Below are 20,731 nucleotides of genomic sequence, written 5' to 3'. Positions count from 1 at the left end.
ACGAGATCGGCATGGGCGACAACATCTGGCTCGGCGACCGCGACGCCGTACGCACCCCCATGCAGTGGACCCCCGACCGCAACGCCGGCTTCTCGTCCTGCGACCCGGGACGCCTGTACCTGCCGACCATCATGGACCCGGTCTACGGCTACCAGGTCACCAACGTCGAGGCGTCGATGTCCTCGCCCTCGTCGCTGCTGCACTGGACCCGCCGCATGATCGAGATCCGCAAGCAGAATCCTGCCTTCGGGCTGGGGTCCTACACCGAGCTGCCGTCGTCGAACCCGGCGGTGCTCGCCTTCCTGCGTGAGGCTCCCCTGACCGAGGAGGGCGGGGACGACCTCGTGCTGTGCGTGCACAACTTCTCCCGTTTCGCCCAGCCCACGGAGCTGGACCTGAGCCGGTTCGGCGGACGGCACCCCGTCGAGCTGTTCGGCGGGGTCCGTTTCCCGGCGATCGGCGAGCTGCCGTACCTGCTCACCCTCGCGGGGCACGGCTTCTACTGGTTCCGGTTGCGCCGCGACGCATAGTCGCCGCCGGGCGGGGCGGCGGGGTTTCCGCCGCCCCGCCCGGGGCACGCAGAAGTGACACCCCCCTCGCGCTCAGGGGAAAGGACGTGACGCCCATGGCGGAAACGGTCACCTCGTTCGGCACCAGCTCACTCCTCGCCTCGCTCGACCCCTTGCTGCGCACATGGCTGCCCCGGCAGCGCTGGTTCGCGGGCAAGGGCCGCCCCGTCACCGGATTCACCCCGGTGGCCGTCACCGAACTGCTCCCCGCCACCGGCCGACTGGGCCTGTACCACCTGCTCCTGCGCGTCCACCAGCCGTCCGCACCGGGCGCTCCGCCCCACCCGGGCGACTGCTACCAGCTCCTCATAGGCGCGCGCGAGGCGCTGCCGCCCCGGCTGGCGCCCGCGCTGATCGGCCATGTGACGCAGGGCCCGCTCGCCGGCCGCACCGTGTACGAGGCCCTGTACGACCCCCGGCCCGCCGAGGTGCTCCTGGAGGCCCTGCGCACCCGGGCCGGGATCGGAGACTTGCGTTTCGAACGGGATCCCGCGCAGGAGATCCGGACGGGCCTCGTGGCCCGGCTGATGACCGCCGAGCAGTCCAACTCCTCGGTCGTCTACGGAGATACGTTCATTCTGAAGCTGCTGCGCCGGGTCGTGCCCGGCGTCAACCCCGACCTGGAGCTCCCCCTGGCCCTCGCCCGGGAGGGCTGCCCCCGGGTGCCCGCGCCGACGGGCTGGCTGCGCGCGGAGCCGGCTGGGGAGCCGTACGTCCTCGCCGTGCTGCAGCCCTATGTGAACGGGGCGAGCGACGGCTGGGAACTCGCGCTGCGCGAGCTGGCCAAGGGCGAGGACTTCGCCGCCGAGGCCCGTGCGCTGGGCCGGGCCACCGCCGAGGTGCACACCGCCCTCGCCCGGGCCCTGCCGACGGTCACCCTCGGGCACGCCCAGCTGGAGCTGCTGGTCGACGGCATGACCGAGCGGCTGGCGGCGGCCGTGCAGGCGGTGCCGGCGCTGCGGCCGTACGAGCACGGGCTGCGCTCGGCCTACACGGCGCTGGCCTCCCTCGCCACCGAGGGCCGCACCTGGACCGCCCAGCGCGTCCACGGCGACCTGCACCTGGGGCAGTGCCTGCGCTCGCCGTCGGGTGAGTGGTCGCTGATCGACTTCGAGGGCGAGCCGGCCCGGCCGCTGGCCGAGCGGCGCATGCCGCAGCCGCCGGTGCGGGACGTCGCCGGGATGCTCCGTTCCTTCGACTACGCGGCCCACTCGGCGCACCCGGCCACCCCGGACTGGGCACACGCCTGCCGGGCCGCCTACTGCTCCGGCTACGCGGAGGCGGCCGGCTTCGACCCCCGCACCGATCCGGTGCTGCTGCGGGCCTACGAGACCGACAAGGCGGTCTACGAGGTCGTCTACGAGGCCCGGCACCGCCCCGACTGGCTGCCCGTACCGCTGTCGGCGATCCGTCGCCTCGCCGCGTCCGACCCGAACTGACCCGACCCCCGCGGGAGACTCGCTCGTGACGTCCAAGAAGCCAGCCGCCAGGAACAAGACCGCGAACAAGACCGCGAACAAGACAGCGAACAAGGCCGGGAACAAGGCCGGAAACGAGTCAGGCAGGACCGAGGCCGAGAAGAGGACGAGGGAGAGCAGTCAGACGAGGGAGAGCAGTCAGACGCCGGAGGGCCGGCGGACGCGGGTCGCGCAGGTGCCCGCGCAGCCGGCGCCACCCGGGCTGGAGGTCGCCGTCTCCCCCGCCGTCGACGCCGCCGACCGTGAGCGGCTGCTGCACGGCACCCACCACGATCCGCACTCCGTCCTCGGCGCGCATCCGGTGCCCGGCGGGGTCGCCTTCCGCGCCTTCCGCCCGCACGCCGAGGCGGTCTCGGTGGTCTCCGGCGATCTGCGGGCGGAGCTGCACGACGACGGCGACGGCTTCTTCTCCGGGCTGCTCCCGCTCGCCGCGGTCCCCGCCTACCGGCTGCTCGTGACGTACGACGGCACGGACCACGAGACCGAGGACGCCTATCGTTTCCTGCCCACCCTCGGCGAGCTGGACCTGCACCTGATCGGCGAGGGCCGGCACGAGCAGCTGTGGCGGGCGCTGGGTGCGCACGTCACCACCCGCCAGGGCGTGACCGGTACCCGGTTCGCGGTGTGGGCGCCGAACGCGCGGGGCGTGCGGGTCACCGGCGGTTTCAACTTCTGGGACGGTTCCGGCTCCCCGATGCGCTCGCTCGGCTCCACCGGGGTCTGGGAACTGTTCGTACCGGGGATCGGCGAGGGTGAGCTGTACAAGTTCGAGATCACCCGCCCGGACGGCTCGCACACCCGGCGCGCCGACCCGCTGGCCCGCCGCACCGAGGTCCCGCCCGCCACCTCCTCGGTCGTCCACGCCTCGCACCACGAGTGGGGCGACGCGGAATGGCTGGCCGCTCGCGGGAGCACCCCCGTCCACGCGGCCCCGTTCTCCGTCTACGAGGTGCACCTGCCCTCCTGGCGCCCGGGCCTGACCTATCGCACGCTCGCCGAGCAACTGCCCGCCTACGTGAGCGAGATGGGCTTCACGCACGTCGAGCTGATGCCGGTCGCCGAGCATCCCTTCGGCGGCTCGTGGGGGTACCAGGTCACCGGGTTCTACGCCCCGACGGCCCGTCTCGGCACCCCGGACGACTTCAAGTACCTGGTGGACCGGCTGCACCAGGCCGGCATCGGGGTGCTGATGGACTGGGTGCCGGCCCACTTCCCGCGGGACGAGTGGGCGCTGGCGGAGTTCGACGGGCGCCCGCTGTACGAGCACCAGGACCCGCTGCGGGCCGCCCATCCGGACTGGGGCACGCTGGAGTTCGACTTCGGCCGGCGCGAGGTGCGCAACTTCCTCGTGGCGAACGCCGTGTACTGGTGCGAGGAGTTCCACATCGACGGGCTGCGCGTGGACGCGGTCGCCTCGATGCTCTACCTGGACTACTCGCGCGAGCCGGGCGGGTGGACGCCGAACGAGCACGGGGGCCGGGAGAACCTGGACGCGGTGGCCTTCCTGCAGGAGATGAACGCGACCGTGTACCGGCGCTGCCCGGGCGTGGTGACCATCGCCGAGGAGTCCACGGCCTGGGACGGCGTGACCCGGCCCACCCACCACAAGGGCCCGAGCGGCTTCGGCGGGCTCGGCTTCGGCCTGAAGTGGAACATGGGCTGGATGCACGACTCGCTCCAGTACATGAGCCACGACCCCGTGCACCGCAGGTACCACCACGGGGAGATGACCTTCTCGATGGTGTACGCCTACAGCGAGAACTACGTCCTGCCCGTCTCCCACGACGAGGTGGTCCACGGCAAGCGGTCCCTGGTGTCGAAGATGCCCGGCGACTGGTGGCAGCAGCGCGCGAACCACCGCGCCTACCTGGCCTGGATGTGGGCCCACCCCGGCAAGAAACTGCTTTTCATGGGACAGGAGTTCGCGCAGGGGGCCGAGTGGTCCGAGGCGCACGGCCCCGACTGGTGGCTGCTGGATCCGTCGTACGGTGCCGAGGCCGACCACCGGGGCGTACGGGATCTCGTCCGGGACATGAACGTGCGGTACCGGGCGACCCCGGCGCTGTGGCAGCGGGACACCGACCCGTCGGGCTTCCAGTGGATCACCGGGGACGCCGCGGACGACAACGTGTTCGCGTTCCTGCGCCTCGACGCCGACGGCACCCCGCTGCTGGCGGTCTCCCATCTGGCCCCGGTCGTCCGCCACGACTACCGGCTCGGGGTTCCGGACGACGTCCCGGCCTGGCTGGAGGTGCTGAACACGGACGCGGCGGCCTACGGCGGCGGCGACGTCACCAACCCGGACGCGGTGAAGCCGGAGCCCCAGGGCGCCCACGGCCGTCCGGCGAGCATCAGGCTGACCCTGCCGCCGCTGGCCACGGTGTGGCTGCGGCCGGCCTGAGGCGCCGAGACGGGGCGCGCCGCCCGCGGGGCGGCGCGCCCTCCTCGGGAGCGGCGGTTACGCGGTCGTCCCGGCCAGCGCCCGGGGCGGCTCCCCGGTGTACAGCACCCCCAGCCGCTGGGTGGCCCGGGTGAGGGCGACGTACAGGTCGCTCGTGCCGTAGCGGGCCGGCTCCACCACCAGGACGGCGTCGAACTCCAGGCCCTTGGACTGCCGGGGGTCGAGCAGGACGACGTTCCGGGTGAGGTCGGGCTCGGCGCCCGCCGTGACCCCGTCCAGCCGGGCGGCCAGCGAGCGGTGCAGGTCGCGCGGGGCGATCACCGCCAGGCGGCCCTCGGCGGGGGTGAGTTCGGCGACCGCCTTGGCGACGGCGCCGGGCAGGTCGTCGTCGGCCCGGCGCACCCAGGGCCGTTCCCCGGTCGAGCGGACCGAGCTGGGCGGTTCGAAGTCCGGGTGCTCGGCCCGGACCACGGCCGCGGCGAGGTCCATGATCTCGGACGGGGTGCGGTAGTTGACGCCCAGGCGGGTGTGGTCCCAGCGGTCCTCGACATAGGGGGCGAGGATGTCCGCCCAGGAGCCGACGCCGGCCGCCTCCGCCGTCTGCGCCGGGTCGCCGACGAGGGTCATCGAGCGGGTCGGGCTGCGCCGCATCAGCAGCCGCCAGGCCATCGGGGACAGCTCCTGCGCCTCGTCCACGATGATGTGTCCGAAGGCCCAGGTGCGGTCGGCGGCGGCCCGCTCGGCGGCGCTGCGGTGGTCGGCCTCCTCGTGCCGCTCGGCGAACCGCTCGGCGTCGATGATGTCGTGCGCCGACAGGACCTCGGAGGCTTCGGGGTCGTCGTCCTCCTTGTCCTCGAACTCGTAGGTGCGGGAGGCGTAGGAGACGTCGAGGACACCCTGCGCGTAGGCGACCTGCGTCTCCCGCTCACGCTCCGCCCGCGCCCGCGCCACCCGGTCGTCCTCGCCGAGGAGTTCGGCCGCCTCGTCCAGCAGCGGGACGTCGGCGACGGTCCAGGCGCGGGTCACCGGGCGGCGGATCGCGGCCGCGTCCGCGGGCGGGAGGTGGCCGTCCGGCTCGGCGAGGAAGTCGGCGACCAGCCGCTGCGGGGTGATCCGGGGCCACAGCTGGTCGACGGCGTCCCACACCTCGGGGTTCTCGGCGAGTTCGTCGCGGATCTGGGTGATGTCGGAGGCGTCGAGCAGGCTGCTGCCGTCGTAGGGGTCGGTGCCGACGCGCTCGGCGTACAGCTCGGTGAGGGTGTTGAGGATGTAGCCCTCGAAGTGCTCGCGGGCGGCGTTGTGCGGTAGCTCGGCGGCGCGGGTGCGTTCCCGGGCGACGCTCACCAGGCCGTCGTCCAGCATCAGCACCTCGCGGTCGTGCTCGATCGCGATGACCGGGTCGGGCAGGACCTGCCGGTCGCGGACGACGGCGGCGAGCACGTCGGCCATCTGGGCGCGGCCCTTGACGGCGGCGGCCTCGGGGGTGTCGGCCGCGGTGGCCCTCACGCCCGGGAACAGCTCGCCGACGGTGGCCAGCAGCACCCCGGTCTCGCCGAGGGAGGGCAGGACCTCGCCGATGTAGCCGAGGAAGGCGGGGTTGGGGCCGACGATGAGGACCGCCCGGCGGGCCAGCAGTTCCCGGTACTCGTACAGCAGGTAGGCCGCGCGGTGCAGGGCGACGGCGGTCTTGCCGGTGCCGGGGCCGCCCTCGACGACCAGCACGCCGCGGTGGGGCGCCCGGATGATCTCGTCCTGCGCGGCCTGGATGGTCTGCACGATGTCGCTCATCCGGCCGGTGCGGGCCGAGTTCAGCGCGGCCAGCAGCACGGCGTCGCCGTTGTGGTCCTCGTGCCCGGTGCGGGTGGCGTCGCCGAGGTCCAGGATCTCGTCGTGCAGGGAGGCGACGGTCCGGCCCTCGGTGGCGATGTGCCGGCGACGGCGCAGCCCCATCGGGGTGTGGCCGGTGGCCAGGTAGAAGGGGCGGGCGACGTCGGCCCGCCAGTCGATGAGGACCGGTGTGTGCTCGGCGTCGTCCTCGCGCAGCCCGATCCGGCCGATGTGGTGCTTGGTGCCGTCGGCCAGGTCGATCCGGCCGAAGCACAGCGAGCCGTCCACGGCGTTCAGCGCGGCGAGCAGCCCCGAGCGCTCGGCGACCAGGATGTCCCGCTCCAGCCGGGCCTGCATGGGCTTGTCGCCCTGGGCGAGAGCGTCCGCGACGGAGGACTCGGTGTCGCCGCGCAGCACGTCCACGCGCGCGTACAGTCCGTCGATGAATTCCTGCTCGTCCCGCAATTCATCGTCCGGAAATTCACTGTTCGACAGATCCGCGTTTGACAATTCCGCTCCCGCCCGCATATACTGTGGTCACTGAACTTCTCCGCGACTCGGGCATTCGATCGAACGAATTCAAGTCGCGAACCATTGAATATACGCACAGAAATCCCCCGGACGCAATTGTCCGAGGGATTTTTTGTATGGGTGCGCGGGCCGGTGTCAGGGCGCCGCGGGCGGCAGCAGCGGTTTACGGCGGACCGGTGAGGACAGGACGACCGAGGTCGTCGTACGGCCCAGCGCCGAGGTCTGCTCCAGGATCTCCTCCAGGTGCACCGTGCCGGTGACGGCGACCTTGAGGATCCAGCAGTCCTCGCCGACCACGTGGTGCACCTCGACGATCTCCGGGCGGCCCAGCAGCTCCAGGGTCCGCGGGTGCTTGAGGGTGTAGCCGCCGTGCGGGTTCACCCGGATGAAGGCCTGGATGCCGTAGCCGAGCCGGGCGGGCACGACCTGGGCGCCGTATCCCTCGACCACCCCGGCCGCCTCCAGCCGGCGCACCCGCTCGGCGACGGCCGCCGGGCTCAGACTGACCCGCCGGCCCAGCTCGCTGAGCCTGATCCGCCCGTCGGTCTGCAGCAGCCGCAGGATGTCCCGGTCCACCCCGTCGAGGGCCACCGACGTTTCGTTGGCGACGGCGCGAGTCTGCCGCGGTTCCTTCGGTAGGGCGCCCGTATCTGCCATGTCTCCCCCTTCAGCGCGTGGCGTCGGATCCGGAGAATTATGATCATGAACAAGGCACGTGAGGTACTGGTCATCGGCGGCAACCGCTACTTCGGCAGACGGCTGATCGCGCGCTCGCTGGCGGCCGGGGACCGGGTGACGGTCCTCAACCGGGGGTCGACGCCCCCGCCCCCGGGAGCCATCGCCCTGACGGCCGACCGGAACGACGAGCGGGCCCTGACCGGGGCGCTCGGCGGGCGGACCTTCGACGTCGTCGTCGACCAGGTCTGCTACACCCCGCGCCAGGCCGAGATCGCCCGCCGGGTCTTCGCGGGCCGCACCGGACGCTATGTGATGACCTCGACGGTGGAGGTGTACGCGCACCTGGACTCCCCGGCGCCGGTGCCGGAGAGCGCGGTCGACCCCCGTGCCGTCGTCGTGGACACCACCCTGCCCTGGGACGACCCGGCGTTCCTGGAGGAGCACTACGGCGAGGGCAAGCGGCAGGCGGAGGCGGTCCTCGCGGCCGCCCCCGGCCTTCCGTACGCGTCCGTCCGGGTGGCCCATGTGCTCGGCGGCGCCGACGACTTCACCGGCCGCCTCGCCCACTACGCCGAGCGCCTGCGCACCGGCACCCCCGTCGCCGTGCCGCCCGTGGCGCAGCCCGCGACCTACATCCACGTCGAGGAGATCGCCGGCTTCCTGTACTGGGCGGCCGGCCAGGACTTCACCGGGCCGGTCAACGCGGCCTCCCACGGCGAGCTCACGGTCGGGGAGCTGTGCACCGCGGTGGCCGCCCGGCTCGGTACGGGCGAGCCGGTGTACGAGGTGACGGAAGGCCCGGAGGTCTCCCCCTTCGCCTTCCACCGGCACTACGCCATGGACAACTCCCGGGCCGTCCGGCTCGGATTCGCCTTCGGCGACGTACGGCAGTGGCTGCCACAGGCCGTCGCCGAGACCCTGGGAAAGGACGCCTGACGTGCGACAGCGCCACCTGGGAGAGCTGACGGCCGGAGCGATCGGCCTCGGGGCCATGCCGCTGTCGATCGAGGGGAGGCCCGACGAGGCGCGGGCCCTGGCCACCGTGCACGCGGCGCTGGACGCGGGCGTGACCCTGCTCGACACCGCCGACTCCTACCACGTGCCGGGCGAGGACCCGGGCCACAACGAACGCCTCCTCGCCCGCGCCCTGGCGACGTACGGCGGCGGCACGGACGGGGTGCTGGTGGCCACCAAGGGCGGCCGGGGCCGGCCCGCCGACGGCAGCTGGACGGTGACGGGCGACCCCGCCCGTCTCAAGGCGGCCGCCGAGGCCTCGCTGCGGCGGCTCGGCGTCGAGGCGATCGGCCTCTACCAGCTGCACAAACCCGACCCGGTCGTCCCGTTCGAGGACTCCGTCGGCGCGCTGCGGGAACTGCTCGACGAGGGCAAGATCCGCCTGGCGGGCCTGTCCAACGTGAACGCGGACCAGATCCGCCGGGCCCGCGCGATCCTCGGCGACCGGCTGGTCTCCGTACAGAACCGCTACTCCCCCGAGACCCGGGACAGCGATCCGGAACTGCGGCTGTGTGCCGAGCTGGGGCTGGCGTTCATGCCCTGGAGCCCGCTCGGCGGGATCTCGCGCAGCTCGCTGGACGGGCCGTCGGGTCGGACGGCCGACGCGCGGTACGCGGCCTTCCACGAGGTGGCGCGCGAACGCGGGGTGAGCCCGCAGCAGGTCTGCCTGGCCTGGCTGCTGTCCCTCTCCCCGACCGTGCTCCCCATCCCCGGGGCGAGCCGGCCGGAGACGATCCGGGACTCGGCGGGGGCGGCCGGACTGCGGCTGACGGCCGGGGAACGGGCGCGGCTGCCCCGGGCCGCGCTCCCGGGCCCGGCCTGACCCGAGCGGAAAGCGCTAGACCGTCACGCCCGCCGACTCCTCGACCTCCATCAGCGAGGCGCTGTGCCGTTCCTCGTCGAACTTCCGGCGCCCGCCGCGCAGTCCGAACAGCCGCTTGGTCAGGGCGATGTACAGGACGGCGAGGATGTTGAGGACCAGGGTGGTGATCTTCAGCCAGCTGATGTGCTCGGTGAGTTCGTAGATCTCCAGCGGCAGGAAGGCCGCCGTGGCGACCACCGTCAGATACTCCGCCCAGCGCTTGGCGTACCAGAGGCCTACCGCCTCGATGATCTCGACCAGCGCGTAGGCCAGCAGCAGCGCGGCGACCAGCAGGAGGGTGGAGTGCTTGTAGCCGAAGGCCTTCTGGACGGAGCCGACGACCGGTGAGTGGTCGAGGTCGTAGTGGAAGTGCCGGAACACCGGCCGGAAGACGTCCAGATACTCGTCGAACAGGCGGCGCACGGCGTCCTGGCTGTTGCTGAACTTCCACACCGCGGCCGCGACCAGCACGATGAACACCCCGCGCACGGCCCGCTCGACGGCGAGGAAGCGCAGCACGAACAGGTCCCGCAGCACCTTGCCGCGCGGCACCAGCGGCGCGTCGGCCGCCGGTCCCGAGCCGCGCGGCTCGCCGAGCACGAAGTCGCCGCAGCGCAGACAGCGCCAGACGTCACCGAGCGCGGTCTGGGCGTGCAGCCTGATCCGCAGCCGGGGGTCGTCGGGCGCGTAGGTCGCATGCCCCTTGCGCGCGCAGGTCCGCCGGTCCCAGTCGATCTTCATCCCCCGTGCCTTCCGTGCAGGTGCTGACACATATGACGACGCCACACACCGACGTGCCGTTCCGGTTGTCCGGGACGGCACGTTAGTCGACGCGGGTCGGGAAGGGTCAGACGGCTGCGCTCTCCACCGGCTTCTTCTCCTCTTCCTTCACTTCCGGCGCGGGGGACCCGTGGCGCGGCAGCAGGACGGCCACCAGGACCGTGCCGATGCCGAGGATCACCGCGCCGACCAGGCTGGTGCGGGCGACCGCGTCGGAGAAGGCGGAGCCCACCGCGTCGGCCATCTGCCGGGCACCAGTGGCCAGTTCGGCCGCCTGCTGCTTGAGCTGCGCGGCCTGCTGCGGGTCGGTCGCCTGCTGGGCCCGCGCGGCGGCCTGGTGCGCCTTCTCGCCGATGCCCTGCGCGACGGCGTACCCGGCGCCGACCGAGTCCTGCGCGGTGTCCAGGGCACTGGCCGGAAGCCTGCTGCCGGCGGTGGCGTCGGAGAGGTGGTCGCCGTACGAGGTGGCGAGCAGCGAGCCGAGGATGGCGATGCCGAGCGAGCCGCCCAGCTCCAGCGAGGTGTCGTTGACGGCGCCGCCGACGCCCAGCTCGGACTCCGGGAACGCGCCCATGATGGCGTCGGTGCAGGGCGAGAGGGCGAGACCGATGGCGAGGCCCAGGATGATCAGGGGGGCCACGAAGTCGCCGTAGCCGGAGCCGCCGTCCACCCGGGTGAGCAGGGCGAGGGCGGTGGTGCCGCCGACCATGCCGGCGGTGACGGTCCACTTCATGCCGACGCGCGGGGTGAGCCAGCCGGTCAGGGCCGAGCCGACGAAGACGGCGCCGGCGAGCGGCAGCATGCGCACACCGGTGTCCAGGGCGTCGTAGCCGAGGACGAACTGCAGGTGCTGGGTGAGGTAGTAGAAGGCGCCGAAGACGGCGAGGAAGAACAGGGCGACGGCCAGGTTGGAGCCGGCGAACCGGCGGCCGGTGAAGCGGCGCACGTCCAGGATCGGGCGCGGGTGGCGCAGCTCCCACAGGACGAAGGCGACCAGGCCGGCGCCCGCGATGACCGCGGCGCCGATCGCCTTGGCGTGCCAGCCGAAGTGCGGGCCCTCGATGATCATGTAGATGAGCGCGCCGGTCCAGATCACCGACAGCAGGCCGCCGACGTAGTCGATGCGGTCGTGGTGGCCGGCCCGGGACGGCGGTACGAGGACGAAGGCGGCGACGATCGCGAGGGCCGCGATGGGCACGTTGATCAGGAAGGTCGAGGACCAGCCGTGGTCGCGCAGCAGGGCGCCGGCGACCACCGGTCCGGCGGCGATGGCGAGCCCTGCGGTGGCGGTCCACAGGGTGATGGCCTTGGCCCGCTCGGCGCGCGGAAAGGTGGCGGCGAGCAGGGAGAGCGTGGCCGGCATGATCAGCGCCGCGCCGACGCCCATCACCGCGCGGGCGGCGATCACGGTCGCCGCGCTGTCGGCGAGGTAGCCGAACACGGCGCCCGCGCCGAAGACGACGAGCCCGAGGACGAGCGCCCCGCGGCGGCTGTACTTGTCGCCGATCGCGCCGAGCAGCAGCATCAGCGCCGCGTACGGGACGGTGTAGCCGTCGATCACCCATTGGAGGTCGGCGCTGGAGAGGCCGAGGTCCTTCGTCATGTCGGGTGCCGCGACCGTGAGGGCGGTGTTCGCCATCACGATGATCAGCAGGCTGAGGCAGAGCACCAGCAGCGCCCACCAGCGGCGGGCGTAGGGGCGCTCCATCCTTTCGACCGGTTCGGTCATGACGAGTCGCATGGCAGGGATCGCCTTCCTCGGGTGTGCGACGGGATACGCAACGGGACTTGCACAATGGCGTGCAATTGCACAACCATGTGCAATGTACGTCGTTGCACATGGTTGTGCAAGCCGAGCGAGGTCGCGCCAGAAGGGGTCCGGGGAGGCACAATGACCGCCATGACCACGGGCAACACCAGCCGCGCCGACGCCAACCGGCGCCGCATCCTCGACGTCGCCCTCGCGGAACTGCTGCGCGATCCCGACGCGTCCATGGACCAGATCGCGCGCGCCGCGGGGGTCGTACGGCGGACGGTCTACGGCCACTTCCCCAGCCGGGAGGCGCTGATCAGCACCCTGGTGGACGGGGCCGTGGAGGCGCTGGCGGGCGCGGACGCGCGCGCCCGCGCCGGCGTCACCGACCCGGCGGAGGCGGTGGCCCGCTCGGTGCTCGCCCTGTGGCCGGTCGCCGACCGGTACCGGCTGCTGATCGCCCTGGCCCAGCGCACGGTCACCGTGCAGGGCATCCGGGAACGCCTCGCACCGCTGCGCGAGAACAAGGTGCGCCTGCTGCAGCGCGGCCTGGACGAGGGCGCGTTCAGCTCCCCGCTGCCCGCGCCGGCCCTCGCGTACGTGCACGAGCAGATGCTGTTCGCGGTGATGGAGGCGGTGAACGACGGCCTGGTGGCGGCCGAGGAGGCGGGCCGCTCCGCCACGGTGGCCGTCCTGACCGCGGCAGGCGTACCCGCCGCGCTGGCCGCCCGGCTGGTGGCCGAGGTGTCGTAGCACACGAAGAAGCCGGGCGGCTGAGGTACGGGGGAGACTCAGCCGCCCGGCGGCGGTACCGGACGCCCGGCCCCGGTTCAGGCGGGGCCGGACGCCCGGAGCAGGGGACGCGGCGGAAGACGGGGTACGAAACGACCGCGTCCGGGGAGGCGGGGGACGGGGCGCGAAGCGGCCGTGTCCAGGGAGACGGGGGAGGAACTGCGCGACGGGCCCCGACGGAGCCGCGGCCGCCCGGCCGGCCCGGTCCCGCGGCCGCCTAGGCCTTGACCAGCCCCTCCTCCCGCGGCTCGGGAACCTCACTCACCGTCGACCGGCCCTCGTCCAGCAGCGTGGTCTCGTCGAACGGCAGTTCCCCGCCGAGCACCCGCCGGACCCGGACCTTGTCGATCTCCTTGGTCCACGTGCCCACGAGCACCGTCGCGACCGCGTTGCCCGCGAAGTTCGTCAGCGCGCGCGCCTCGCTCATGAACCGGTCGATGCCGACGATCAGCCCGACCCCGTCCACCAGCGCCGGCTTGTGCGACTGCAGACCGCCGGCCAGCGTGGCCAGCCCCGCGCCGCTGACGCCGGCCGCGCCCTTGGACGCCAGCAGCAGGAACAGCAGCAGCGGAATCTGCTCACCGACCGACATCGGCGTGCCCAGCGCGTCCGCGATGTACAGCGACGCCATGGTCATGTAGATCATCGTGCCGTCGAGGTTGAACGAGTAGCCGGTCGGCACGGTGATGCCGACGACCGGCCGGCTCACGCCCAGGTGCTCCATCTTCGCGATCAGCCGCGGCAGCGCGGACTCCGACGACGAGGTGGACAGGATCAGCAGGAACTCGCGGGCGAGGTACTTGAACAGGGAGAAGACGTTCAGCCCGGCGACGATCCGCAGCAGCGCCCCGAGGACGACGAAGACGAACAGGAAACAGGTGACGTAGAAGCCGAGCATCAGCACGGCGAGACTCTTGAGCGCGTCGAGGCCCGCGGAGCCGGTCACGGCCGCGATCGCCCCGAACGCACCGATCGGCGCGGCCCACATGACCATGGACAGGATGCGGAAGACGAGCCGCTGGATGTGCTCCACACCGCGCAGCACCGGCTGCCCGGCGGAGCCCATGGCCTGCAGCGCGAACCCGGCGAGCAGCGCCACCAGCAGAGTCTGGAGCACCTGGCCCTGGGTGAACGCGGACACGAAGCTGGTCGGGATGATCGACAGGACGAAGTCCACCGGCGGCAGCGCGTCGCTCTCGACCTGGGCGTGCCCGGTCTGCCGGAGCGCGTCGGTCAGGTGCAGCCCGTCCCCGGGGTGCAGCACGTTGCCGACCACGAGCCCGATGGCGAGCGCGACGAGCGACATCACGGTGAAGTAGCCGAGGGCGATACCGCCCACGGCCCCCACCTTGGCGGCCTTCCGTACGGAACCGATACCGAGCACGATGGTGCAGAAGATGATCGGCGAGATCATCATCTTGATCAGGTTCACGAACCCGGTGCCCAGCGGCTTCAGCTCCACCGCGGCATCGGGCCAGATCAGGCCCACGGCGATGCCGAGCGCGACCGCCGCGATGACGGCGATGTACAGGTAATGGGTCCGGTCCCGCTTCACGCGGGGTGCGGCAGGTGCCGTATCGGGACTGCTGGCGGCCACGACTGCCCTCCTTGACGTCTTCGTCGGCGAACAACCGGCGTGCGGCTCACGTCCGGGCGTTGTTGGGGAATGCCGTGACTATCTCCCGGCCTGTGAGGGCGGTCACCCTTCCGTTCATTTAGTTCACGATTGACCGGAGAGGCACACTGCTGACATGCGCCTACCCGTCCTCCCCAGGCCCCGCAGCCTGGCCGGCCAGCTGTTCGCCGTGCAGGCCGTGCTGATCGCGCTCGTCGTGGCCGGGTACGCGCTGTTCACCTACGTCGGCGACCAGCGGCAGGCCGAGGACTCCGCCGCCCGGCAGGCCACGGCGGTGGCCCGCTCGATCGCCGACTCCCCCTCGGTCCGTACGGCCATCCGCACCGCGGACCCCACGGCCCTGCTGGAGCCGTACGCCCTCCGGGTCACCCGGGACGCGAACGTCGACTTCGTCACGATCATGAACCCGTCCGGCATCCGCTGGACCCACCCCGACCGGAAGCAGATCGGCAAACGCTTCCTCGGCAACATCGGCGCCGCCCAGCACGGCCGGACCTTCACCGAGACCTACACCGGCACGCTCGGCCCCTCCGTCCGCGCGGTGACCCCGGTCACCGACGACGGCCGGATCGTCGGGCTGGTGAGCGCCGGCATCAAGGTGGAGACGATCAGCGCCCGGGTCCAGGACCAGGTGACGGCCCTGCTCGCGGTGGCCGGGGGCACGCTGCTGCTGGGCGCGGTCGGCACGTACGTGGTCAACGCGCGCCTGCGCCGCCACACCCACGGCATGAACGCCGGCGAGCTGAGCCGGATGCACGACTATCACCAGGCGGCGCTGCACGCGGTGCGGGAAGGGCTGCTGATGCTGGACGGCCAGTACCGGGTGGCGCTGATCAACGACGGCGGCCGGGAACTGCTCGCGGTGGGACCGGAACAGGACGTGGTGGGCCGCTCGGTGGCCGGACTGGGCCTGCCGGCCCCGCTGACCGGCGCCCTGCTGTCCTCGGAGCCCCGGGTGGACGAGGTGTACCTGACGGCGTCCCGGGTGCTGGTGGTGAACACGTCCCCCGTCTCGGGCGGCGAGCGGCGGGGAACGGTCGTCACCCTGCGCGATGTGACCGAACTCCAGTCGCTCATGGGTGAGTTGGACTCGGAGCGCGGCTTCACCCAGGCGCTGCGCTCGCAGGCGCACGAGGCGGCCAACCGGCTGCACACCGTCGTGTCGCTGATCGAGCTCGGCCGGGCCGAGGAGGCGGTGGAGTTCGCCACGGCCGAACTGGAGCTGGCGCAGGCCCTCACCGACCAGGTGGTGGCGGCGGTGAGCGAACCGGTGCTGGCCGCCCTGTTGCTGGGCAAGACCGCCCAGGCGAACGAGCGGGGCGTGGAGCTGGTGGTCTCACCGGACAGCCGCCTGGACGACGGGCTGCTCCCGCCCGAGCTGTCGACGCGGGACCTGGTCACGATCCTGGGCAACCTGATCGACAACGCGGTGGACGCGGCGCAGGGGACGGCGGGGGCGCGGGTGACGGTGACGGCGTACGCCTCGGCCGCCGAACTGGTGCTGCGCGTGTCCGACACCGGCCCCGGGGTCGACCCCGCCCACGCCGACCTGGTATTCCAGCGGGGGTTCTCCACGAAGCCGGCCGGGCCCGGCGGACGGGGACTCGGGCTGGCCCTGGTCCGGCAGGCGGTGACCCGCCACGAGGGCACGTTGACGGTGGTGGAGTCCGGCGAGGACGGCGAGGGCGGAGCGGTGTTCGAGGTGCGGTTGCCGTTGGGCGCGTCCCTGGGCGGCGGCAGATGACGGACGAGCAGCAGCCCATCCGCGTCCTCGTCGTCGAGGACGACCCGGTGGCCGCCGACGCGCACGTGCTGTACGTCGGCCGGGTGCCCGGGTTCGTCGCGGTCGGGAAGGCGCACACCGGCGCGGAGGCGCGGCGCGTCCTGGACCGTACGGCTGTGGACCTGCTGCTGCTGGACCTCCATCTGCCCGATGTGCACGGGCTGCAGCTGGCGCGGTCCCTGCGGGCGGCCGGGCATCACGCGGACGTGATAGCGGTGACCTCGGCGCGGGACCTGGCGGTGGTGCGGGAGGGTGTCTCGCTGGGTGTCGTGCAGTACGTCCTGAAGCCGTTCACGTTCGCCACGCTCCGCGACCGGCTGGTGCGGTACGCCGAGTTCCACGCGGCGGTGGGCGAGGCGAGCGGCCAGGACGAGGTGGACCGGGCCCTGGCGGTCCTGCGGGCGCCGTCACCGGCGGCCCTGCCGAAGGGGTTGAGCGGGCCGACGCTGGAGCGGGTGACGGGGGTGCTGCGCGAGGCGGCGGAGGGTCTGACGGCGGCGGGGGTGGCCGAGGCCGTGGGAATCTCCCGGATCACCGCCCGCCGCTATCTGGAACACCTGGTGGACGCGGGCCGCGCCGCCCGAAAACCCCAGTACGGCCAGGTCGGCCGCCCGGAACTGGTGTACCGGTGGGTTCCTCAGGGGCGGTGAGGCTTTCAGCGGCAGCGCGGGCCTGGGCGGCTTCGTGCGAGGCGTCGGCACGGGTGTAGGCGTCCGCGGCTTGGAGGTAGCAGGAGCGAGCGTCGCCCGATCGCCGGCCGCGTATGTGAGCAATCGCCATGTTGCCGAGAGCGTGCCCCACTCCGTACCAGTCCTCGAACCCCTCCAGGATGCTCAGGGCCTTGCCATACGCCTCCATGGCCTCACTCGCCCGACCGGACTTTCCCAGCACATTGCCCAGATTGTTCCAAGCCGACGCTTCGCGCTGGCGGTCACCGATGGAGATGAGCAGCTCACAGGAGCGGTTGTAGGCAGCGATCGCTTCGTCCATGCGGCCCTCGTTCTGCCAGACGTTGCCCAGGTTGTTCCACGCCATCGCCTCGCCTCCACAGTCACCGATGGCGATATGCATCTCGCGGGAGTGGTGGTAGGCGTCCGTCGCCTCGCTCAGCCGACCCGCCGACTCGAAGGCCGCCCCGAGGTTGTTCCAGGCCAAGGCCTCACCCAATGGATCGGCAAGTTCCCGGCTCAGGTCCCGATCACGGATGTGGGCACCGATGGCCTCCTCCGGTCGACCCGATTCGCGCAGGCCCATTCCGAGGTTGTTCCACGCCATCGCCTCGCCTTCCACGTCGCCCATGCTGTGGGCGGCCTCTTGGGCAGCACGGCTGACAGCGATCAAGTCGTCGAAGTTCCGCCGCCATTGCAGGTACTGCCATAGGGCCAGTGCCAGCGAGACCGCGGCATGGGCGTACCGCTTCTCCCGCCCCCACTGCGCCGCGGCCACCAACGCCAGGTGTTCCCTGTCCAGCCAGGCCAGCGCTTCGGCTCGGGTGGCGAAGCGGTCCGGTTCGGCATTGCCGGGCAGCCACTGCAACCGGTCGTCCGCCGCGTCGGCGCACAGGTAGTAGTGGATCAGCAGCCTCTCACGCGCGGCCTCCCCCGCCTCGACGTCCCTGCTCAGCTCACCCACACCGAATGCACGCACCAGGTCGTGCATCTGCCAGCACCCTCGACCACTCCCCCGTTCCAGCAAATGTGCACGCGCCAGAGCTTTCAGCCCGGTTGTCGGTGGAGCCTCCGCTCCGACGAGCACCGTGGCCGCCTCCTCGCTCACCTCCGGCCCCGGTGCCAGGGCCAGCAGCCTCAGCAGCCTTGCCTGGTCGGCCGGTAGGCGTCGGTACGACAGGTCGAACGCGGCGCGCACGCTGCGGTCGCCGTCGTCCAGCGCGGTGAGCCGGTCGTACGACGAGGCCAGCTCGTCGGCGAGTTCCGCGACCGACCTGCCGGGATCCTCCGCCAGCAACGCCACCGCGATCTGCAGCGCCAGCGGGAGGTGCCCGCACAGCTCCGCCAGCCGTGCCGCCGCCTCGGCCTCAGCCACGACCCTGCCGTCGTCCGGGTCGGCGATCCTCAGCGCCCGGTCGAGGAGTCCGTACGCCGCCCCGGGCGTCAGCTGACCCAACGGAACGAGCCGCGCCCCCAGTTGGGGCAACCGGTCCCGCGAGGTGACCAGTACCCGGTGCGGCCCGCCCCCCGGCAGCAGCGGCCGTACCTGGTCCGGTGACGACGCGTTGTCGGCGAGGATCAGCATCGCCTCCCGCTCGGCCAGCACCGACCGGTACAGCCCCGCCCGCTCGTCCGCCGTCGTCGGAATGTGCTCCGGTTCCACGCCCAGCGCCCGCAGCAGGGACTGGAGTGCCTGGTCGGCGCTGACGGGCACGTCGTCGTACCCGTGCAGGTCCACGAACAGCACCCCGCCCGGGAACCATCCGGCCTCCCGCGCCGCGTACGCCGCCTGTACCGCCAGCGCCGTCTTGCCGATGCCGCCGAGTCCGGAGACGGCGGTGACGAGAACGGCCTGCTCGGCGCCGGAGCCCAAGCCCGACGGGGCCAGCGCGGTCCGCAGCCGTCCCAGCTCCTCGTCCCGGCCCGTGAAGCCGGCCGCCCGTGGCGGCAGCGCGTCCAGCGCCGTCGGTGCCGGTGCCTGCTGCCGGTACTCCGCCTTGCCGACGACCTGCCCGAAGAACGTCCCGTCCCCGAAGTCGACGTGATCGCTCACCCGGTCGCACCCCCCGCCCCGAACGGCACGGCGTACTGCACCACGCACACCCCCAGCCCCACGACCGCGACGGCCTCCAGCACGGACACGACCGCCAGCCCGGCCGAGACGTCACCGCCCGCCCAGTACACGACGAGCGCGCTCAGCGGTACGACGCAGAAGGCCAGCAGGTCCACGACGCACTGCACGACCTTGCGGGACACCCGCCGGGTGTCCGTCCGGTGGGCGGTCTCCCACCGGAAGACCTCGCCGTCCCCGGCCCTGGCGGTCGCGGCCAGCCGCGGGCCCAGCTCCTGCCGCACGTACGCCCCGATCGCCGAGATCTTCTGGTCGTTGACGAGGTACGTCCAGCCGAGCACGACACACACCGGCGGCAGCGCGAGCAGCATCGCCGTCTGCCTGGCCTGGGCCGCGGCGGCGATGACGGCCGCGACGACGGTCAGGGTCACGTACAGCAGATTGTCCCGGAACCCGATCCGGGTCTTCTGCTCGTCCTTGACGGTCTGGTACTCGGTGAGCAGCAACTGCCCCACCGTGACGTCTCGTTCCGGCACCACTTCCCCTTCCCCCGGCGTACCTTATGAGTGTGCCGGAGACAAAGCCCACCGTTCTGGTCCTGACCGCGCTGCCGCTGGAGTACACCGCCGTGCGGGCACACGTCCCGGAGCGGGAGGAGTTCGTGCATGCCAGAGGGACCCGCGTCGAGACCGGCCGGCTGCCGGACAGTCCCTGGCACGTGGCGATGAGCGAGCTGGGGGTGGGCGCGGAGCGGGCCGCGGCGCTGACGGCCCAGCTCATCGACTGGCTGCACCCCGAGGCCGTCCTCTTCGTGGGCGTCGCGGGGAGTCTGAAGGACGACATCGCGGTCGGCGACGTCGTGGTCGGCACGCAGGTCTACGAAATACACGGCGGCAAACAGGCCCACGACGGTTTCAAGGTCCGGCCGCGGGCCCTGCCGGGCTCCCACGCGCTGGAGCAGGCGGCCCGTTCCGCGGCCCGCGACCTGGCGGAGGTCCGGGTGCACTTCGCGCCGATCGCGACCGGTGACATCGTGCTGGCCGACTCCAGGTCCGACATCGCCCGGCACATCGAGAGGCACTACAACGACGCCGGGGCCATCGAGATGGAGGGGTCGGGTGCCGCCAACGCGGCCCACTTGAGCGGTCGGTTGGACGCCCTCGTCGTCCGGGGCATCAGTGACCGCGCCGACCGGAACAAGCGCAGGGCCGACGCCGGCGGCTCGCAAGAGCGGGCGGCCGCGCAGGCCGCCGCGGTCGCGGTGGCGCTGCTGCACAAGTACCGGCCACGGGGTTGGGGTTCCGGCGGCTCCGAGGAGCGGCCCCAAGGGGGATACGCGGGCGACCACATCGACTTCCGCGGCGGGACCTTCCACGGGCCCGTCATCGGTAAGCAGGCCGGAGGGCGTTGAGGGCGCGGTCCACGGCCCGGTTCCGCGCGCCGCCGCCACCCTGCCGACCCGCCCCCTGGCCTTCACCGGCCGGTCGGTGGAGCTGGACCGCCTGCTCCCCCGCCTCGCACCCGACGAGCGCGACACGACCGACGACGCGATCATGTTTCACACCACCGCCCGCACTCTTTTCCGGGTCGCCGCAGACCCCCACGGCGAAGCCACGGAGGAGAGCAATATCGGCGACGCCCTGCGGCAGACAGGCCGCGTGGACGAGGCGATGGGGGCGTACGGCAGGTCGCCGGAACTCTTCCGGGAGCACGAGGACCGGTACGGCCAGGGGGTGACCCTCGACAAGCTGGCCGACGTCCACGTGGCCGCCCACCGTCCCGCCGAGGCCCGCGCCGCCGCCGAGAGCCTGAAACAGACCCCTCGACAGCCCGCCCGGGTCCGAACCGGCGCACGCGCATTGACCTGACCAGACCACCCCTCTTACCT

General features: G+C 72.4%; 17 protein-coding genes. 10 read left to right on the top strand and 7 right to left on the bottom strand.

The features are described from left to right. The 3 genes from FHS34_RS24250 to glgB form a co-directional block, all read left to right on the top strand. Positions 1-530: alpha-glucosidase C-terminal domain-containing protein (locus FHS34_RS24250; RefSeq protein ID WP_184968892.1), on the top strand; the 530-nt coding region annotated here is incomplete at its 5' end. A 95-nt stretch (positions 531-625) separates the two neighbouring features. After that, positions 626-2,008 carry a maltokinase N-terminal cap-like domain-containing protein gene (locus FHS34_RS24245; protein ID WP_184968890.1) on the top strand — a complete coding sequence of 461 codons (1,383 nt, stop codon included), beginning with the start codon at positions 626-628 and terminating at the stop codon, positions 2,006-2,008. 214 nt (positions 2,009-2,222) lie between these two features. Further along, positions 2,223-4,448 carry a 1,4-alpha-glucan branching enzyme gene (glgB, locus tag FHS34_RS24240; protein WP_308288308.1) on the top strand — a complete coding sequence of 742 codons (2,226 nt, stop codon included), beginning with the start codon at positions 2,223-2,225 and terminating at the stop codon, positions 4,446-4,448. A gap of 57 nt (positions 4,449-4,505) precedes the next feature. On the opposite strand, the gene FHS34_RS24235 is transcribed toward glgB, so the two are convergent. Both FHS34_RS24235 and FHS34_RS24230 read right to left on the bottom strand, forming a co-directional pair. Further along, positions 4,506-6,803 carry a HelD family protein gene (locus tag FHS34_RS24235; protein WP_308288306.1) on the bottom strand — a complete coding sequence of 766 codons (2,298 nt, stop codon included), beginning with the start codon at positions 6,801-6,803 and terminating at the stop codon, positions 4,506-4,508. Positions 6,804-6,941: 138 nt separating this feature from the next. Continuing rightward, entirely contained in the window at positions 6,942-7,397 is a 456-nt protein-coding gene (locus FHS34_RS24230) for an Lrp/AsnC family transcriptional regulator (protein WP_225817581.1), read from the bottom strand. Between the two features lie 111 nt (positions 7,398-7,508). Between FHS34_RS24230 and FHS34_RS24225 the strand changes: the two genes are divergently transcribed. Next, on the top strand, positions 7,509-8,420 hold the full coding sequence (locus FHS34_RS24225) for an NAD-dependent epimerase/dehydratase family protein (RefSeq protein WP_372478592.1): 912 nt from the start codon (positions 7,509-7,511) through the stop codon (positions 8,418-8,420). Position 8,421: 1 nt separating this feature from the next. Then, positions 8,422-9,321 carry an aldo/keto reductase gene (locus FHS34_RS24220; RefSeq protein WP_184968878.1) on the top strand — a complete coding sequence of 300 codons (900 nt, stop codon included), beginning with the start codon at positions 8,422-8,424 and terminating at the stop codon, positions 9,319-9,321. A gap of 15 nt (positions 9,322-9,336) precedes the next feature. Here FHS34_RS24220 and FHS34_RS24215 read toward each other — a convergent pair whose 3' ends face one another. Together FHS34_RS24215 and FHS34_RS24210 are read right to left on the bottom strand one after the other, a co-directional pair. Then, entirely contained in the window at positions 9,337-10,101 is a 765-nt protein-coding gene (locus FHS34_RS24215; RefSeq protein ID WP_184968876.1) for a DUF2127 domain-containing protein, read from the bottom strand. 106 nt (positions 10,102-10,207) lie between these two features. Beyond that, the gene (locus tag FHS34_RS24210) at positions 10,208-11,881 is read right to left on the bottom strand and encodes an MFS transporter (protein WP_184968874.1); all 1,674 of its coding nucleotides are present in this window, start codon (positions 11,879-11,881) and stop codon (positions 10,208-10,210) included. 150 nt (positions 11,882-12,031) lie between these two features. On the opposite strand from FHS34_RS24210, the gene FHS34_RS24205 reads away from it, so the two are divergent. Next, entirely contained in the window at positions 12,032-12,646 is a 615-nt protein-coding gene (locus FHS34_RS24205) for a TetR/AcrR family transcriptional regulator (protein ID WP_184968871.1), read from the top strand. A gap of 256 nt (positions 12,647-12,902) precedes the next feature. On the opposite strand, the gene FHS34_RS24200 is transcribed toward FHS34_RS24205, so the two are convergent. Further along, entirely contained in the window at positions 12,903-14,282 is a 1,380-nt protein-coding gene (locus FHS34_RS24200; RefSeq protein ID WP_184968869.1) for a cation:dicarboxylate symporter family transporter, read from the bottom strand. A 154-nt stretch (positions 14,283-14,436) separates the two neighbouring features. On the opposite strand from FHS34_RS24200, the gene FHS34_RS24195 reads away from it, so the two are divergent. Beyond that, a complete protein-coding gene (locus FHS34_RS24195; protein ID WP_184968867.1) occupies positions 14,437-16,065 on the top strand; it encodes a sensor histidine kinase in 1,629 nt (542 codons plus the stop codon). Then, positions 16,062-16,754: a response regulator gene (locus tag FHS34_RS24190; RefSeq protein WP_184968865.1), complete on the top strand. Its 693-nt coding sequence runs from the start codon at positions 16,062-16,064 to the stop codon at positions 16,752-16,754. Before FHS34_RS24195 ends, FHS34_RS24190 begins: the two co-directional genes overlap by 4 nt. Here FHS34_RS24190 and FHS34_RS24185 read toward each other — a convergent pair. Then, positions 16,636-18,825 carry a tetratricopeptide repeat protein gene (locus FHS34_RS24185; protein WP_184968863.1) on the bottom strand — a complete coding sequence of 730 codons (2,190 nt, stop codon included), beginning with the start codon at positions 18,823-18,825 and terminating at the stop codon, positions 16,636-16,638. The genes FHS34_RS24190 and FHS34_RS24185 overlap by 119 nt on opposite strands. Beyond that, the gene (locus FHS34_RS24180) at positions 18,822-19,379 is read right to left on the bottom strand and encodes a hypothetical protein (RefSeq protein ID WP_184968862.1); all 558 of its coding nucleotides are present in this window, start codon (positions 19,377-19,379) and stop codon (positions 18,822-18,824) included. The genes FHS34_RS24185 and FHS34_RS24180 overlap by 4 nt, the downstream gene beginning before the upstream one ends. Positions 19,380-19,405: 26 nt before the next feature. Here FHS34_RS24180 and FHS34_RS24175 point away from each other — a divergent pair, with 26 nt between their 5' ends. Both FHS34_RS24175 and FHS34_RS24170 read left to right on the top strand, forming a co-directional pair. Then, complete coding sequence (locus tag FHS34_RS24175) at positions 19,406-20,254, top strand: 5'-methylthioadenosine/S-adenosylhomocysteine nucleosidase (RefSeq protein ID WP_184968860.1); 849 nt, start codon at positions 19,406-19,408, stop codon at positions 20,252-20,254. A gap of 76 nt (positions 20,255-20,330) precedes the next feature. Then, positions 20,331-20,711, top strand: a complete 381-nt coding sequence (locus FHS34_RS24170; RefSeq protein ID WP_184968858.1) for a hypothetical protein — start codon at positions 20,331-20,333, stop codon at positions 20,709-20,711. Positions 20,712-20,731 lie beyond the last annotated feature (20 nt).

The sequence above is a fragment of the Streptomyces echinatus genome (assembly GCF_014203595.1).
Taxonomy (GTDB): Bacteria; Actinomycetota; Actinomycetes; order Streptomycetales; family Streptomycetaceae; genus Streptomyces; species Streptomyces echinatus.
This window is presented reverse-complemented; position numbering and strand designations above follow the sequence as displayed.

Excerpts from the sequence above, each read along its gene's own strand:
- FHS34_RS24245 (WP_184968890.1), top strand. The coding sequence starts at position 626 with ATGGCGGAAACGGTCACCTCGTTCGGCACCAGCTCACTCCTCGCCTCG.
- FHS34_RS24215 (WP_184968876.1), bottom strand. The coding sequence starts at position 10,101 with ATGAAGATCGACTGGGACCGGCGGACCTGCGCGCGCAAGGGGCATGCG.
- FHS34_RS24235 (WP_308288306.1), bottom strand. The coding sequence starts at position 6,803 with ATGCGGGCGGGAGCGGAATTGTCAAACGCGGATCTGTCGAACAGTGAA.
- FHS34_RS24190 (WP_184968865.1), top strand. The coding sequence starts at position 16,062 with ATGACGGACGAGCAGCAGCCCATCCGCGTCCTCGTCGTCGAGGACGAC.
- FHS34_RS24210 (WP_184968874.1), bottom strand. The coding sequence starts at position 11,881 with ATGCGACTCGTCATGACCGAACCGGTCGAAAGGATGGAGCGCCCCTAC.
- FHS34_RS24225 (WP_372478592.1), top strand. The coding sequence starts at position 7,509 with ATGAACAAGGCACGTGAGGTACTGGTCATCGGCGGCAACCGCTACTTC.
- FHS34_RS24175 (WP_184968860.1), top strand. The coding sequence starts at position 19,406 with ATGAGTGTGCCGGAGACAAAGCCCACCGTTCTGGTCCTGACCGCGCTG.
- FHS34_RS24205 (WP_184968871.1), top strand. The coding sequence starts at position 12,032 with ATGACCGCCATGACCACGGGCAACACCAGCCGCGCCGACGCCAACCGG.
- FHS34_RS24195 (WP_184968867.1), top strand. The coding sequence starts at position 14,437 with ATGCGCCTACCCGTCCTCCCCAGGCCCCGCAGCCTGGCCGGCCAGCTG.